Genomic DNA, 16,727 nt, shown 5'->3' with positions numbered 1-16,727 from the left:
CTCCAGTCAGATCACACATCTCCAGCCATATCACTACAAATTTAGAAGCCACACACATTTAGTTCGATTTCGTACTTGTTTAGTTCGATATCGTACTTTATAGTGACTTACCAATCAGTCATCGTTAGAGGCAAACGTCATGAGCACACAAGAAAACAGAATGACCCGCCGAAAGTTCATTGCCACGCTTGGTGGCGGGATTATTCTCGCCGCTGGCGGCGGAATTACCGGTTTCTCCATGACCCGCACACCCAGCGAGGCACTGGCTCCCTGGGACGAAGCCGGACAGTACAATGAACCGCGCCGTTTTGCCCTGTCCTACGCAATTCTGGCACCCAACCCGCACAACCTGCAGCCCTGGATGGTTGATCTGTCGGAGCCGAATGTGGTCACTCTGCTGGCCGATCCCACCCGCCGGCTGCCCGAGACCGACCCCTTCGACCGCCAGTTAACCATTGGCCTGGGCTGCTTTCTGGAATTGAAGCGGATCGCCGCGAGTCAGCAGGGTTATAGCCTTAGCACAACCCTGTTTCCGCAAGGCAGTAATGGCCAGTTGCTCGGCTCAAACCCGGTTGCCAGAATCGTTTTCCAGCCATTAAACGCCGCCACCAACAGCCAACAGCGTAACGCTGACCCGCTGTTCAGCAGCATCCTGCAGCGTCGTTCAACAAAAGAGCCGTTTGACAGCCAACCGGTTGCCACCAGCACCCTGACAGGTCTCAATCCGGATATTACTGGCGTACGCTTCGCTGGCAGCAATGATTCTGATCAGGTCGTGGCCCTGCGTGAATTAATCTGGCAGGCATTCAAAGTGGAGTATGAAACGCCGGCAACGCTTCAGGAAAGTATTGACCTGATGCGTCTGGGCAAAACGGCCATCAACGCTTCGCCGGATGGCATTGATGTCGGCGGCATGCCGCTGGAAGGATTGCAGCGCGTCGGACTGCTGACCAAAACAGCACTTGCCACGCCCGGCACGTTTGCCTGGCAGACTGGCCTTGATATGTACGAGAGCATGTTTACCGCCACGCCTGCGTTTGTCTGGCTGTGCACGCCCGGCAACAGCCGCGAGCAGCAGATTGCGGCCGGTCGGGCCTGGGTGCGACTTAACCTGATGACAACGCAGGCTGGTCTGGCCCTGCACCCGGTCAGTCAATGCCTGCAGGAATACCCGCAGATGCAGACCCACTACCGACGTGCGCGGGAAATGCTCGCTCAGGGCGGGGAAACCGTGCAGATGCTGGGGCGATTAGGGTATGCTGCGCCCGTAGCCCGCACACCCCGATGGAGACTGGATGAAAAAATCCGCAACGCCTGAATCCGATAACGGTCAATTGATGTTTGATGTGCTTAACGAAATCGGCATCATCGCCCAGCTCAGCCGGGCATTGCTGGAATCGCGGCTGGGTGATGGATTGACGCAGCATCATTTCAGCGCACTGAACCATCTGGTCAGACTGGGGGATGGTCGCACGCCTCTGCAAATGGCGCGGGCCTTTCAGGTGCCAAAAACCAGCATGTCACATACCTTGGCCGGGCTGGAGAAACGAGGCCTGATCCGCATGGAGCCGAATCCGCAGGATGGGCGCGGCAAACTCATTTATCTGACCGATGCGGGGCGCACACTGCGTGACACGGCCGTCAGAATGATTACACCCGACATCATGGCCCTGATACCTCAGTTTGGCACTGAGGACGCGAAAGCTGTATTGCCGGTATTGAGGAAATTACGCGTATTATTGGATGAGGCGCGTGACTGACGACGCTCTACACACTCCCCCATTCTCCGAAGGCATTATTGAATCAAATAGCAAGCTTGCCCAGACACTCAGAAAGAAAGGACTCTATGTCTGACTGCTGGTACATTTCATAATCATCCAGCACATACAACAAGGTATCCAGAGAAAATGAGCAAAGAACATCCCTCAGCCCGCTTCTGGGACAAACTGGCACCAAAGTATTCAAAAAAACCGGTGCCCGATGAGTCGATTTATCAGCGCAAACTTCAGCTTACTCAGAAATACCTTAAACCCGACAATGTGGTACTTGAGTTTGGTTGTGGCACCGGCAGTACGGCTTTGGTGCATTCGAAACACGTGGCACGCCTTGATGCCAGTGACATCTCAACTGCCATGATCACCATTGCCAGAGAACGCGCTGAACAAGCGAGTGTATCAAACATCTCGTTCAGTATCGGTCAACTGGAGGATTTTGACTATGCAGCACAGACCTATGACGCCGTGCTGGGACTCAACATCATGCACCTGGTAGAGGCACCTGAGCTCACACTCAACGAAGTTCATCGGGTACTTAAACCAGGTGGCGTCTTTGTATCGAGCACAGCATTACTGAAACATGAGCCGGTTTTTGTTCGCTGGATACTCAAGGTGATGCAACTGTTTGGCCGGGCACCCCATATCAACCTGATGACCAAAGATGAATACTTGAAGCAGGTCACTCACGCTGGCTTTGAGATCGTTGAACAATGGATCCCCGACAAATCCAGTCTCTTTCTGATCGCCCGAAAGACAGTTTAGAAAAGGTAAATAAATCCCACACCGATTTCAGCTTCATAGTCGGCGCGGGCTATCGGGCTCTATTTGGGCGGCCCCTCGAACTCAGGCAAGGCCTCTAACTCTTTGTCCCAAATCGCTTTGCTGGCTGTAAACAAGTGGGCTGTTGGTTTTATAGAGACTTCTGTGTCCAGACATCCAGCAGGAACAACAAGCAAACCAGGCATGTGCGTGCATGGCAGTGCGGACCCACAACACCGACAGAAACTTTTACTGTGGCGCGTGCCCGCCAGTGTAAACGTTGTCACAGAATCCGATCCCGCCAACCAGGTCAGTTTGGCTGACTGCGAAAACAGATTGGCCGCATGGGCAGATCCGGTATCCTTTTGACAATGCCGACAGTGGCACAGATAAAAGCTCTCAAACTCACCCTGCACTTCAAATTTTGCAGTGCCACACAGACAGGACCCAAGGTAACTGTTCATTAATCTTCCTTTTTAACTGGCTTTTCGGAATTGGTTGGGCGTGATCCCCGTTTCTTTCTTGAAAGCCGTATAGAACGAAGACTTGGCGTTAAAGCCAACATTCATCGCGATATCCAGCACCGTATCGTCCGTGTTTTGCAGCTGTTCTTTAGCAGCATTGACCCGGTAACGATTCACATAGTCGAAGAAATTGACCCCCATGGTTTCGTTCAAGGTCTGTGAAATGTGATTCGCCGAGCGTGAGATATGCCTGGCAAGCCTGGGCAATGACAGTGAGGCATCCAAAAAGAGTCGATCGTGTTCCATGGCGTGATTCAGTTTGGTCACAATACTTTCAGCCAATTGCTGGTTTAAAGCAGAGCGCTGATATTTAACGTCAGTGATCGATTTAAGCACCTCCTGCGCCTCTTTATCACCCTGATACACCTCTTCAAAGCCCGGCTTTTGCCGCAACCCCCATATCGCGACGCTCCAGACCATAATCAGAATCACAAGATCTCTGATCACAATATCTGTCTGGACAGGGGCAACCAGGTTGCCGTACAGCAGAATGCCGGCCGTCAGCAGCCAGACACCACCGACAGCGAGCATGAGCCACAGAATCCAGCGCCCTTCCCGTGCCTCAGTACTGGCGAACAACTCCCTCAGCTGAGTCCGATAGCTGTGCAAGCGGCGAAACACTGAGTGAACATAGAAACCCGCCTGCACAACCCAACCCAGAACCATCATAAAGGTGATGATCAACAGACCATAAACAATGAAGCGCAGCATGTCGGGTGTTGATGTCAGCGCAGAAATGTCCTCTTCCACCAGCATCGCATCGCGTAGTTCACCGGGTAGCAGCAGTGCACAAATAACAATGAATAGCCCGAGCCCAGCAGGAGTAAAATGTTTGAGATGAGCGCGTTCAGGTCGCCACCTTGCACTGCTGGTGATGCCTTGTACATAAAGCCAGAAGCAAGGTGGAATAAGATACAACGCGGGCAAGGCCAGCAGCAGAATATAAGTTTGCAGACCGGGCGCGAGCTCTTTAACAACCGGCTGGCAAATCAATACCGCAACTGCGCTCAGGCAGCCCGCCAACGGCAAATACACCGGCTGTTTTGCCGAGCGCAAAAGCAATAGATGAACACTGAATCCGATGATAGCCAGGGATGAACTGGTCAAAAAATAGGCAACAGCGCTATCTGACACGGCAATCTTCCATATTTTTTATTCCTGAAGGTCCGAACCTTTAGATCCGGACGACGATTTCCACGGTTTAGCGCAACATTTAGGGCATGTTAACCAACCAGGCCGACGAGACCAACCGATGACTTCTATCAGTCCAGATAAATTCGACAATTCACCTGCTGTAATCGCCTCTGCCTCTGTAAAACACAACTGGCCGCTGGTGGGCACCTTGTTTGTATTAACCGCCATCCCCGGTATTCCAGCCATTCTGATTGTCCTGCTGGTATTGATCGGACCCGTGGACTCCCAATTTCTCACGTCCCTTGTCAATGCACGCTATTTCGAAGCGCCGCTGGCAGTATTGGTTCACGGCAGCAGTGGCATCGCCTTTTTCCTGACTGTTCCCTTACAGTTCTCGCCCGCATTCCGACACAAACACCTTCAGGGGCATCGCATCAGTGGGCGAATTGCTCTACTAAGTGCCTATATCATGGCTGCGTCAGGGGTCTGGATGCATCTGGTTCTCACACCGGAAGAACGTGGCATGCGCTTCACGGGTCTGGTCATCGTCAGCCTGAGTATGGTCGTGGCCTTCACAATCGCGTTTGGTCATGTACTCAAACGCCAAATCGCTGCGCATAGACGCTGGATGTACCGCGCCGTCGCAATCTCCCTTGCAGTGGTCACACCCTTATTCGTCGAAACCGTTGCCGCGCTAACGCTTGGACAGGTGGAAACACTCAGGCCGCTTCTGGTTCAACTGCTTCATGACTACGACAGACTCATTGGATTGACTATCAATCTGCTTATTGCCGAGTGGTTGATCAGAAGCAATCGCCTTTAGGCCTTCATCCGGACCTGCAGGGCCGAGCTGTTTGTGATTGTTACATGCCGGTTAACACTTCAATTTCGGGGTGACGTCGCTGCAATCACAGTAATGTTAAATCCTTCATCGGCTGTTGGCGCCGCAAAGTGCGCCGTCACCCGATCAAACATTTCTTTGGTATCCGTTGCTGCTCTCTCTGGTTGCTCCAGGCGCCTTTTGGCTATATGCAACAGGCAGGTCTCGTCTGAGTGATCAATGTATATCAGCTCATGTGGCGCCTGAATTTCAGAAAAAATGCCCCTGAACCAGGCGCGTTGCTGAACAGTGTTTGCCGGAAAGTCCATGACCACATTCGTACCAGATAACAAAATTGACTGAACCAGCTTCTTCATCGGCGCTTTGAGCCGACCAGCATGCTCAATGTAATCATCCAGGGTCTTGATTGCGTGCGGGTAAAGTGATGCCAACCACTCGTCTTCTGACAGCAACACCGCATTCTGCGCTTGAGCGATCTCACGAGACCAGGTTGTTTTACCTGCGCCCATTTTTCCACAGAAGAATGTCAGTAATCCTTTTTTCATTTTAACCACTGTGTGATTGACCCCTGGCCGTTTACCAATCTGATTTCAGCGACACTTCCATTGATAAGGGTCAGGTTCGGTGGCACATGCCCAATATCCACGTCGTACATTACCGGAATATTCTTGTTCGCCAGATGTTCAGTCAATACGTCAAGATAAGTTAAGTCATCTTCAATTTGTGAGTCTGCCCGTAAGTTGCGTCCGAGTATCAGCCCATTCACGTTATTAAACACACCGCGAAATTGCATGTTATGGATAGTACGAACAAGGTCACAAGGGCTCATTTCCGCATTCTCAAGATACAGCAGCAATCCCTCTTCATATTTTGAATTCAGCTCGGATAGCGCCAAAAATGGTGTTTCGAATAAATGAAACAGGGTGTCCCAGCACCCACCGATCAACCGTCCTGATACAGCATCCACGGACATGGGCCTAACGAGCCATTTCCACTGGGTCTTTGTTTCGCCAACGACATAAGCCAAAGGTTCAGTTTCAATCTCCGGCCATTTTCTTGTATGGTTTTCAGAGCCAGTTTGCACAAAAGTGCCGCCTACAGGTGTTTCCAAATGATTCAAGGTGTTTGCAATCAGCGGCTCAACATTTGTATCAACCAGATCCATAAGGTTTGAGCAGTGCACGGTAGCCCATCCAACCACGGAATTAATCGATGCGGCAATCGTGCTGACATCAGAGAATCCGAATATCCACTTAGGTTTTGCTCTTGAAATTCGCTTGAAATCCAGCAGAGGCAGTAACTCCATTGCCAATTCTCCGCCCCACGGAGGGGCAACAGCGTCTATGTTGTCGTCGGTCAGAAATCGCAGTAACTCGTCAGCTCGTTGCTCCTTCGGAGCGCTAACATGCTTTTTCCTGGACTTTAAACAGTCCCCGACTACGACATCGTAACCACGCTGCTTCAGCGTTCGAACAACTTCCTGAAATCGTTTCTCATGACGCTCAGCAATTCCCGACGAAAACGCCGTAATAGCAACGCGACTGCCTTTTTTCAGTGGTTCTGGGTATTTCAATTTTCGCAATCCCTTATGAAAAAGATTGAGGACCGCCCGAATTCACGCGCCAGCGCAGCTGGTCGCGTGGAATCGTTTGTTATGTGTTGGTCGCTAAATGGTTCACGGATAAGATTCATTAGGATTCAATTATTATCTTCTCAATAACATCGCGAGGTAGTTTTGCTTCTGTCTCTGCTATTCTCGCCTCGTTCACGAGAGCTTGAAAATCGTCATTGAAAAAATGGTGCCGACTTTCCCACCATTGGGCAACAGCATCGCTTTTCATGATTTGTTTTAGATGCTCCACATGTCCTTGCCACACTTCATCTTCCAGGTATCCTTTCCTGTGGTAATACTCTCCTTGCTCGAGGACCCTGAACCAGGAAAATACCCATACAGTAAACTGGGCTTTTTCATCATCAGGCAGAGTCTCGAAATCCGACTGGCCAAGTATGAGAACTCTAGCAGTTTGTGGCGAAGAAGAAGCCACCTGAAGCGATTCGTTTAGCGAAGAAAGTATAGACTGACCGGCACTGATTCTGGTGGCGTCATTATTCTGCCGAATCTGAAGAGCCAGATAAACCAACGTGGCTATAGTTGCGATAGCAGCTATCAGTTCGCCAATGTTCCCAAGGTCTTCAAGATTCATCGTTTCTCACCTAGCTCTCTAATGGCACTGAAACACATAACGCCCAAAACAGCGGCGCATTTATGCGTCCGGCTGGTTTTGCTTGTTATGTGATACACGCTCGGACTCAATTTCCAGACTTTCCGTTCGGTCAGGGTTTTGCTCTTTCCACGCGTCGACAAAACCTGAACCAAGATTCTCTACGGCTTTATCAATAAACTTTGCAAGCTTGATATTGATATGAGTATTCTCAGAGTCACCATCTACAACATTTTCATAGCTCCAAAATTTCGCCTCTGCTGAAGTGACGACTTGCTGCCCTTTTTCCGTCTTGATGTTTATCTCCAGGGGAACTGAACCCAATAGAACAATAAGTGAGCCGGCAGCTAATGAGTTTTTGTACCAGGGTGGATCTATGAGTAGTTCTTTTTCCTCGAGCTCTCTAAGGGTGTTCTCATACATCTCTGATGCTTGCTCATAGGCAATAGAGACCTTGCTACGCTTCTTCCCCTCTTTCCCTACGTTTGGTTCATCAATGACCAAGGGGAAACCGATGTCATCTAGTTTCTCTAGCAGCTTTCTGACTGGGAGATCGTAGCGCACATAGCTTCCACGTTCTGCGATATGCTGCACCAAGTCTTTGCTGTATGTTGAAATCTCAGACAATGCTCTTTCGGCTAGTCGAGGATTATTGAGCTTGGCAAAACCCTGGGCCAAAACTGTCATCAATATCAAGGTTGCATTTGAAGCCAGAATTGTCGGTTTTTCTTTATCATCTCTGGTCAGGTCAGAGGCCAGCCACAGGATAGCAACTTCCGCGGGGTTAAGACTTTCGAACTCATACTCCAATTTGTCTCTCCTTGCTTTGTAGACCTTGAGTATTCACATAACTTTTGTATAGCGCGTATGCACGAATATCCATAATTAAAAAAGACCATCTTTTTGAATACTTGATAAATTTAAACCGAAAATCCCGATACTCTGCACACCTTACCAACATTCCGTGCCCGCACGACCTTCCAGGGCACGCCTATTCCTTGTTCCCGACTATAAATCCAAATCCTTCACCCCGCCAGTCAATCAGCCAATTGTCCTGCCCTTCAAGTCAGTCGCTCAGAACTTCAGAGCGCAGATTTCCTTTATTGTCGTAACTACTCAAGTTCCAGCCATACAGCAGGGAATTCAGGTCAGAACCTTTTCGATGATGCGCAGGGCAGCGGCCTGCCCACTTTGCAGCGCACCGTGTACGGTTCCGATTTCTTTGAGCCAGGTATGTTCCCCGGCAAAGTAAAAAGGCGGGCAGTCTGTTGCCAGCGCATCGAAATCAGCTTTCTGCGCACCCAAAGTTGGGTAGGTATAAGCGCCATAGCCGCTCAATGGATCGTTGTTCCAGGCAGACCGCAGGATTGCCAGCGGTTTAAACGGAAGCGTCTCCAGACCAAAGGCTGCACATAGACGCTGACTAACCAACTGTTCTAACTCATTCTCCGTCAATGAGTCCACATGCAGAGCACCATGGCTGGTGGCAATACCCAATAATGCATTTGGCTTGTCCGGCGCAGCGCCATGGATTGCGCTGACATTGTGCCACACGCAAAGGTATGATGCCGAATGAAGCTCGTTGCGCGCTGCGGAATCGTCGCGTACAACAATAAAACCGTGCTTGCCGCTGTCCCAGAATCGTCTTGGAAATATCACAAGCACTTTCGTGAATTTCGCCATTGCAACACGCTTCAATGCCGCCAGATGCGCAGGAGGAAGTGGTGGCGAGAACTTGATCATGTCATTTTTCAGTACCCCAAGTGGCACCGTAACTACAACGCCCAACCTGGCGCTGAGCGCACTACCATCTGCGCAGCAGACGTGCGCCTGAACGCTTTCATCGGGGGAGGCGTGCGACAGACTGACCACGCGCGCACGATAACGAATAGACGGCGCACAATTAACCAGTTTCTTGACAAACCACGACATACCTTCATGCGGCTGTGCGTCAATGCCTTGAGTTTCATTTTGGCCGAGTAACGAGACAGCCATATCGCTCAAAGGAGCCGCATAACTGGCTTCAGCCTGAGTATAAAGCAACATTTGCGCTTCGGGCGTCCGGTGCAAGCTCGCAACAGGAAACAACGTCGACGCCGCAGCTTTGGACTGATGTTTAGAGGTCAGCGCTCTTCGAGCATAGCCAATCGCTGCAGAGAAACCGACCCGCATCATCGCGCTGCCAATCGCCAACAATCCAAGTTGGCGGCCGGAACCTTGATAGCTGAATTGGGTCCGGCGCCAATCGGTAACAACAGGCTCCCCTGCTTTGCTCTCGCTCAGCAACTGACTCAAGAGGTGCTGTTTCCCATGACCATGTATCCAGCCAGCTCCCATTTCGAGCGCTGCAGGGGAAATCCCGGACAGTGGAATGTCCAACATGGGGTCATCAGCCGCATTGTGAATTCGGCCACCTGACCTGTCACGTGCTTCCAGAATAACAATACGGTCTGCAGGAATACCGGATTCAACTAACTTTGTCGCACACCCCAGTCCAGCAATCCCTGCACCGATAATTATCACATCATAATGCGCTTGGCTCACAGCCGGCTCAGGCTGAATATTGCCACAACATTTCTGGAGGTAGTTGAACTGCCGACGCGAGTGACCCGCTGCAACACGGCACGGAAACTGAGTTGGGTTTCTGTCCTGTTCACATCGTTGATCTGGACGCTGTCCGGATTTTCAATTTCATCGAGCAGGAATGAGCGAGCAATGTCAGCCAACCTGGTATCAGTTAGCTCTTCCGGTTCGAAATCTGCCTGCCTGACTATATTCAGGGTTCGGTTAACATTGTACAGGCCACTGAGATTGACGGTCGAAGTTCCGGTCACGGTGACTGAAAAGGTGTTTGAGGTAATCGGTGCTGTTTCAATATCTTCAATCAATGCAGGAATGAGTTGCTCAATTGTGCCAACAAAGAATTCGCTGCTGCCAAACTCGCCACCCCGGACCAGAACCTCACCGTTAAGCACACTCAGGCTTACGCCAGTTGATTCGTAATGACGAAAAATGACTGAACCAGCGGTGCGCGTTACGGCACTGTCTGTAGCAGGAAAGTATTCATCGTAGCGCCGCTCGGCGAGCTCAAACAGTTCGTTAGCGGTACTGATCTGTTCCGCAGAGGGTGTGGTCGTGGAACAGACGGTTGCATTGCTGATGCGCTCCACCGCCAACTGTCCCAAAGCTTCGCCACGAGTATTGGAGAGCGTCAGACTCAATTGCGTCAGATCATCCAGCGGCAAGGATGCGGACAGATCGCTGGAGCCAGCCTGCCAGGTCGCCATGGATGGTGAAAGCGGATAGCTGCTGGTTGGTGTCAGCGAGAGATTATTCAGACAAAGACCGCCATCAGGCTGCAGCACCAGCCGCACAAGGGAGCCTGTGGGGAACGGTGCAAACGGATTGGCACCACTGACCAACGCCTCGTAAGTCCCGGCCAGGTTGGTCGGCACCGGGGGTTGCGCCCGCAGATTGGCAAGCTCCGCGCCAAGCGACTGGCTCAGGCTGGACACACTGCCCAGCGCGACATCGTGATCACCGAACTCGCCTCCGTGCACAAAGACCTGGCTGCCCAGTACCGTCAGCGTAATTCCGCTGGCAGCATAGTGACGAGTCACGGCACCGGCGGCATTGCGCGAACTGACTACCGAACTTGGCGGCAACAGGTTACCGTAGATCTGCTCTGCCAGAGCAAATAACTCCTCAGCGGCCTGAGCCTGAGCGGAGTCTAATGGCGCTCCTGGGCAGCTGCCCAGCCGGCTTGCGCGATTTCCTGTTAACTGGCCAAGATTGCCGCCCAGGTTACTGGTCAGATCGATTGTCAGATCCGACCCGGATGCTGGCACTTGCAGCGACGCGCTGACACCGGCCTGCATATTGGTCCAGTTGACGTCCTGCGGGGCACTGAGCAGACTCAGGGGCGAACTGAGCATCAGATTATCGATGCAGAGACTGCCATCGGCTGCCAGGATCACCCTCACCCGGTCACCATTGCGTACCGGAGACAAAGGATTTGCCGCTGAAACCAGCATGTTATAACTGCCGACCAGCGATTGAGCCGGCACAAAAGCGCTTGTGGCGCTGGTAAACGACTGAATCACTGACGCCAGTGTCCCCAGCGGGGCTGAATCGAAATTGACTGCGCCAGAACCAGAATAGACTTGACCATCTCGAACTGCCAGAAAGACGTCGGTTGCCGGGTAGTAGCGAAAACTATAATTGTCCACGCGCTGGGTAGAACTCAATGGTCCGCCCGGTGTGCTGTCGGGATAAAGCTGCTCAGACAGGTCAAACAGGCGTTCGATTTCATCAGCATCCGGGTTAGCTGGCAACGCCGGATTGCAGACCGCATTCAACGATATCTTTTCGCCCTCCAGCTCACCATACTGGGTATTGCCCGTGCTGGTAATTTCCAGCAGATGCTCATCCGCATCGAACTGAGCAGCCCGCAACCGGTAAATTCGGCCTCGTGCGGCATCAAACCAGGTAGCCCTGACAGTATCGTTATTGCGGTACAGTGGATTGGAGAACTGCGTATTGTCATTAAAACAGAGCACGCCATCACTGTTGATTGCATAATAGAAGTCAGTGCCGTCCGGGATGGGTGAAAAAGGTTCAGTTTCGGCCATGGCACCCGAATAAGTGCCTGTCCAGGAAGAATGCACAGTGGCAGGTCTTGGTATCAGATTTACATTGGCATTCAGCGTTTCGAATGAGCCCAGCGGCACATAGCCTGCACCATAACCGTCACCCCTGGCGTAAACCTGACCATCCCTGATAGCCAGCGTAACATTGGTCGAGTCATAGTGCCGGAACGTGTAGCCACCCGACTGCTGGGTAAACGTGAAGGGCCCACTGGGAAACAGCGAGCTGAATGCCGCTTGAATCGCGCTGAAATACGCGTTGAACTCCGTCAGACCCGGCTCGGCGTCCACAGCGCCACAGGTGCCAGTTGCAGCCGCGTAACTGTCCAGAGTAAAAGCGCCGTATAACACACCGGCATGGGAACGGAAATCAATACCTGCAAATGCGTAGTTCACCACATTCGGATCAGGGTCCGTGTCGGTCAGTCTGACGTCAAACCTGGCATCGGACAGCATACTGTTCCAGGAAACGGCAAATGACGGTGATGAGACGGTAGTCGGTGAGCTCAGATCAAGATCAGACGTACACAGCCGGTTGTTCAAACCAATGATGAAATTGACCTGGGTACCGTTGGCAACCGGGACCGCATCCGGAGCATCGGCATCCTCCGTAAACGTGACAGTGTAGGTGCCGCGCAAGGGCGTCAGAATATCTTCGATGGACTGGGCCTGGATGGCTGATGAAAACAGACATGCCAATATGCACAGAGACCTCCAAATGGTCAGTGTGTTATTGGACCTGCAATTGGGGTTGATATGTGTTTGCACTTCGATCCTGCCAGAATTAGTCGCCGAAGTATATGCCACAACCTGCCACTTGAGGAACACGCAGAGTACCTGTGATGCCCTATTTTAACCCTTTTAAACCATTTAAACCCTCCGCATCGGTCACCAGCCGCTTGCCTGCTGAGGCAATAAGCTGCCGGATCAGTGTTGAGTCCTGTTCCTCTTCATTGCCGTACTCCGCCTTGTTCAGTGCATCAGCCAGCCGTTGCAAGTGAGGCTTATTTTCCGGCCAGTTTTCACCAACCCGTTCCAGATGCGCCGCCATGGTTTCCCCCGGTTCGCGTCCAAGGCCTCTTCTTCGCAACCTGCCATCCAGTCGCAGATACATCCGCATGGCAGCCGACCTGGCTGGTTGCCTGAATTGCCCCCCCGACATGGCCCGTAGTCCGACAGCCACCAACAGCAGCGCCAGCAGCCAAAGTGGCAGATTGTCCAGCCCGCGCTCTGCCAGCCAGTTGTTCAGATCCTCAGTACGCAGATCACCATTGTTGTCATACATGCCCAGGTTCCAGCCATATTGCAATGCATCCAGCGTGCTTCGAACACTCTGATAGCCCGGAATATCAGTCAATTGAAGGCGCAGACGGGTATCGTGGTCCAACTGGCTGCGCTCATTGCTGCCAAGCGAAGCGAGCCAGGCTTCGATACCGCTCTGGATTCGTTCAGGGGCAATGGCGGCGGTTGGATCAAGGCGCTGCCAGCCAACACCGGGGTACCAGGCCTCAACCCAGGCATGTGCGTTGTATTGATAAACACTCCAGTGGCCAGTGATCGGGTTAAATTGCCCGCCCTGGTAGCCGACCACAACCCGGGCAGGAATCCTGGCGGCACGCAGGATGACAGTCAGCGCGCCAGCGTAATGTTCGCAGTAGCCTTCTCTGGTGTTGAACAGCAGATCATCAACGCTGTGGGTGCTGTTGAGTGCCGGTGTCAGCGTATAAAAGAATGCTTCCTGATTGAAATGCTGCAGCACAGCCTGAGTAAACTCAAAATCATCGCGGATGTTGCCGCGCAGCTCATTAACCCACTGACGTGTTGCCGGGTTTGAATCAGGCGGTAGTGCCAGATTTCGTTGCCGATTAGTATCACTGAGTGTCAATTCCGGCAGCGGAGCGATACTGGTGACCGGATAGCGCAGGCGCTGGCGAACCATTTCCGATGTGATCAATACGCCTCGCCTGTCGCGAAAAGTCAGAGGGCGTGTTGCATAGGCCTGGTGCAGGCCATACAGCCAGAACTGACGACTGGGCTCCAAAGTCACCAGATAGTTGAGGCGATCCGCTTCATCCACGCCATCGGGAATCGGGCCCAAATCATATTCCAGGCGATTGTTGCGCGACCAGGTACGTCCATCAAAGTCTTCCAGAACGATACCTCTCCAGTACAGATTCTGTGCCGGTGGGACCGTTTGACCGTCACTGAAGCGAACACGCATGGCCAGATCACTATCGTTGACCAGCTCACTCACCGTGCCCGGTGTCATGGATGGGCTGATACCGGTCACGGCCCGGGAACCGGTATCGCCTTGAGACCATTGTGCCCCGGCGGCCAGCATCATGACTATAATAACCATCAGAATCGGTGCTGCCAGCAGCAATTGACGCACAGCACCAGCGATCTGGTTGATATGGCTGGCTACCGGATTGCTGTTCATGCGCATCATGAACAGAACGATCAGCGCCAGAAAATAGACAGCGGCAGCCCATGTCTCGGCATAAGTCATGGCAGCAAACAGCAACACGAAACTGATACTGCGCCAACCCAGAATAAGGCCAATCAGGCAAGGCAGGATCAACCACCAGGCCTGGGCCTGCAGTGGCGGCAGAATCAGAGCAACAGCGGCCATGAGAGAGAAAGGAATGACCAGGTCGAGGCCGGGAGTCGGCTTCGTGCCGGGCTCCGCTGACCGCCGAACTGACTGTGAGATGTGCGACATTACTCCTCCCTGATGTCCGCGTTGTTAAACAGCGCCAGGGCCTGCAAGAGAGCATGCTTGTTGGCATCACCCTGCGCTGGCGCCATGACTATCTGACCTGGCAGTTTCAGACCCACTGCCTGTCCGCGACGGCTGAGCTGCAGAACCTGAAAGCACAAACACGACAACACAGATTCCAGCTCACGGCCCGGGAACTGATCAAATGAAAGCAACACTTGAGGGTCGGCTTCGCTCACAAACTGTCGGGTTTTCAGACCCTGTCCGCGGGCCAGCGTTTGCCAGGCTATGCGGCGCCGACTGTCGCCCGGCTGGTAGCTGCGCAAGCCGGCAAAGTCATCAACTCCCGCCTGTCGCGCCGTGATCTTGCGGCCATGGGCAGCATCGGGTAACCGGCGAACGTTGGCGGGTAAAGCGCAAATCTGCGGCTGGGGATACACCAGACATCGCATGGCCAGATCAGGCCGACTCCAGCCTTGCCACAACCCCATGGGATAGAGTGTGCGCAGCGTCAGTCGCGGTGCACTCAGCAAGCCGCGCTGCGTCGCTGCAGTTGTCAGGTTAAGGGTCACCTGATCGCCTTTGGGTACGCAGACATACTGCATCGCGTCATTACTGAACCCGAGCCAGAGATCCTGATGAAAGCGGCGGCTACCGGCTGCTCTCAATGTGACAGCAAAATTGGCGTTACCTCCAACATAGCAACGCTGCATCGTTGACGTCTCCTTACCGTCTGCAGATGTTTGGGCCTGCAGTTGCAATCCGCTCAGATTGCGATAGCAGAGCACCAGACTCAGCAAGAACAGACTCAACATCGACAGCGCCAAAATCAGGGCAACCGAATTCCGATCGGCGATAGCAATGATCAGCACAACCACCGCGCCCAGACCAAACAGTGTGCCGTGCAGCGTAGGCAAGATGAAAATGATGCGCTGACTGAGCTTCAGACTGTCTGTTGCCGGCACACGTCGTGCCAGCCACCGCGCCTGGCGCGCAGCCATCAGCCGCTGCCAGCGCTGTCTCAGCCCGGCAAGACGTTGACCGAGTCCAGAACCCATTGCGCCAGTACCCCGCTTGGCTGTGATGATGTAACTGAGGTAGCAGAACCGGAAACGGCGAATTGATCACTCGCACTCAAACGATGATCTGCCACGGCGACGAATATTGCCTGCACATCATCCGGTGTCACGTAGTCACGCCCATCCATGAGGGCATAACAGCGTGCTGCCCGCACGATGGCCAGACCGCCGCGCGGCGACAACCCAAGGTAAATACGTGACGTCTGCCGACTGAAATCAATCAGGCGCTGAATGTAATCCAGCACTGCGTCGCTCAGATGGACTTGCATAAGCAAGCGTTGCCAATTTTTGAGATCGGCAAGCGACAGGCATTTGTCGATTTTCTGTGCAATCAAACGCTGGTCGGGCTGCGCTAGCAACTGACGCTCGGCCACGGTATCCGGATAACCCAACGAAAGGCACATCAAAAAACGGTCAGTCTGTGATTCAGGCAGTGGATAGGTGCCAGCCAGTTCAGAAGGATTCTGGGTGGCGATGACAAAAAATGGTTCAGGCAAGGGACGGGTCTCACCATCCAGCGACACCTGTCCCTCTTCCATCGCCTCCAACAGGGCGCTCTGGGTGCGCGGTGTGGCACGATTGATCTCATCGGCCATCAGCACCTGGCAGAATACGGGGCCTTCATGAAAGTGAAACTGCCCGGAAGATGGGTCAAACACCGAGCCACCCAGAATGTCCGCCGGCAGCAGGTCGCTGGTGAACTGAATGCGGCGAAAACTCAGACCCAGCACCCCGGCCAGAGCATGCGCCAGTGTGGTTTTACCCATGCCGGGCAGATCTTCCAGCAATAGGTGACCGCCGCTGAGCAGACAGCAAAGAGCCAGTCGAACAGGCTCATCCTTGCCCAGAATGGCGCGATTAAGCTGAGTCAGGGCGGTGTTGATACTACTTTGCATGGTGTCCTGCATCGGGATTCGCTCTCCTTGAATGGACAGAGTGTATCCCGAAATGCAGGCGCCGTGCTATCAACCATGTGCCGCGCCGGCGCCACTGAACTGCGTGGCCACCGGCGCGGGTTTTCAGATGCG

15 protein-coding genes are annotated in these 16,727 nt (G+C 53.0%); 4 read left to right on the top strand and 11 right to left on the bottom strand.

All coding sequences use genetic code 11. The annotated features are described in order from the left end of the window. Positions 1-139: 139 nt before the first annotated feature. The 3 genes from PS2015_RS05455 (at position 140) to PS2015_RS05445 (ending at position 2,537) form a co-directional block, all read left to right on the top strand. Positions 140-1,318: an Acg family FMN-binding oxidoreductase gene (locus PS2015_RS05455; RefSeq protein ID WP_237113390.1), complete on the top strand. Its 1,179-nt coding sequence runs from the start codon at positions 140-142 to the stop codon at positions 1,316-1,318. Continuing rightward, positions 1,296-1,760 carry a MarR family winged helix-turn-helix transcriptional regulator gene (locus tag PS2015_RS05450; protein ID WP_058021273.1) on the top strand — a complete coding sequence of 155 codons (465 nt, stop codon included), beginning with the start codon at positions 1,296-1,298 and terminating at the stop codon, positions 1,758-1,760. The genes PS2015_RS05455 and PS2015_RS05450 overlap by 23 nt, the downstream gene beginning before the upstream one ends. 147 nt (positions 1,761-1,907) lie before the next feature. Continuing rightward, complete coding sequence (locus PS2015_RS05445; RefSeq protein WP_058021272.1) at positions 1,908-2,537, top strand: class I SAM-dependent methyltransferase; 630 nt, start codon at positions 1,908-1,910, stop codon at positions 2,535-2,537. A 59-nt stretch (positions 2,538-2,596) separates the two neighbouring features. On the opposite strand, the gene PS2015_RS05440 is transcribed toward PS2015_RS05445, so the two are convergent. Continuing rightward, positions 2,597-2,998, bottom strand: a complete 402-nt coding sequence (locus PS2015_RS05440) for a GFA family protein (protein ID WP_058021271.1) — start codon at positions 2,996-2,998, stop codon at positions 2,597-2,599. A 12-nt stretch (positions 2,999-3,010) separates the two neighbouring features. After that, positions 3,011-4,192, bottom strand: coding sequence for a helix-turn-helix domain-containing protein (locus PS2015_RS05435; protein WP_058021270.1), 1,182 nt, complete (start codon positions 4,190-4,192; stop codon positions 3,011-3,013). A gap of 118 nt (positions 4,193-4,310) precedes the next feature. Between PS2015_RS05435 and PS2015_RS05430 the strand changes: the two genes are divergently transcribed. Continuing rightward, entirely contained in the window at positions 4,311-5,015 is a 705-nt protein-coding gene (locus tag PS2015_RS05430) for a DUF2306 domain-containing protein (RefSeq protein ID WP_058021269.1), read from the top strand. A 59-nt stretch (positions 5,016-5,074) separates the two neighbouring features. Here PS2015_RS05430 and PS2015_RS05425 read toward each other — a convergent pair whose 3' ends face one another. The 9 genes from PS2015_RS05425 to PS2015_RS05385 all read right to left on the bottom strand — a co-directional run bounded on the left by PS2015_RS05425 (position 5,075) and on the right by PS2015_RS05385 (position 16,595). Then, on the bottom strand, positions 5,075-5,578 hold the full coding sequence (locus tag PS2015_RS05425; RefSeq protein ID WP_058021268.1) for a P-loop nucleotide/nucleoside kinase family protein: 504 nt from the start codon (positions 5,576-5,578) through the stop codon (positions 5,075-5,077). Continuing rightward, a complete protein-coding gene (locus PS2015_RS05420; protein WP_058021267.1) occupies positions 5,575-6,606 on the bottom strand; it encodes a S66 family peptidase in 1,032 nt (343 codons plus the stop codon). Before PS2015_RS05420 ends, PS2015_RS05425 begins: the two co-directional genes overlap by 4 nt. Positions 6,607-6,724: 118 nt before the next feature. Continuing rightward, entirely contained in the window at positions 6,725-7,237 is a 513-nt protein-coding gene (locus PS2015_RS05415) for a hypothetical protein (RefSeq protein ID WP_058021266.1), read from the bottom strand. Positions 7,238-7,297: 60 nt separating this feature from the next. Then, entirely contained in the window at positions 7,298-8,065 is a 768-nt protein-coding gene (locus tag PS2015_RS05410; protein WP_058021265.1) for a hypothetical protein, read from the bottom strand. Between the two features lie 333 nt (positions 8,066-8,398). After that, positions 8,399-9,778, bottom strand: a complete 1,380-nt coding sequence (locus PS2015_RS05405; protein ID WP_237113415.1) for a flavin monoamine oxidase family protein — start codon at positions 9,776-9,778, stop codon at positions 8,399-8,401. Positions 9,779-9,795: 17 nt separating this feature from the next. After that, the gene (locus PS2015_RS05400; protein ID WP_156412669.1) at positions 9,796-12,600 is read right to left on the bottom strand and encodes a hypothetical protein; all 2,805 of its coding nucleotides are present in this window, start codon (positions 12,598-12,600) and stop codon (positions 9,796-9,798) included. 148 nt (positions 12,601-12,748) lie between these two features. After that, a complete protein-coding gene (locus tag PS2015_RS05395; protein ID WP_058021262.1) occupies positions 12,749-14,623 on the bottom strand; it encodes a transglutaminase TgpA family protein in 1,875 nt (624 codons plus the stop codon). After that, positions 14,623-15,678 (bottom strand): DUF58 domain-containing protein, encoded by a 1,056-nt coding sequence (locus PS2015_RS05390; RefSeq protein WP_058021261.1) that lies wholly within the window; start codon positions 15,676-15,678, stop codon positions 14,623-14,625. Before PS2015_RS05390 ends, PS2015_RS05395 begins: the two co-directional genes overlap by 1 nt. Next, positions 15,642-16,595, bottom strand: coding sequence for an AAA family ATPase (locus tag PS2015_RS05385; protein ID WP_082628205.1), 954 nt, complete (start codon positions 16,593-16,595; stop codon positions 15,642-15,644). The genes PS2015_RS05390 and PS2015_RS05385 overlap by 37 nt, the downstream gene beginning before the upstream one ends. Positions 16,596-16,727: the final 132 nt, after the last annotated feature.

The sequence above is a fragment of the Pseudohongiella spirulinae genome (assembly GCF_001444425.1).
GTDB lineage: Bacteria > Pseudomonadota > Gammaproteobacteria > Pseudomonadales > Pseudohongiellaceae > Pseudohongiella > Pseudohongiella spirulinae.
This window is presented reverse-complemented; position numbering and strand designations above follow the sequence as displayed.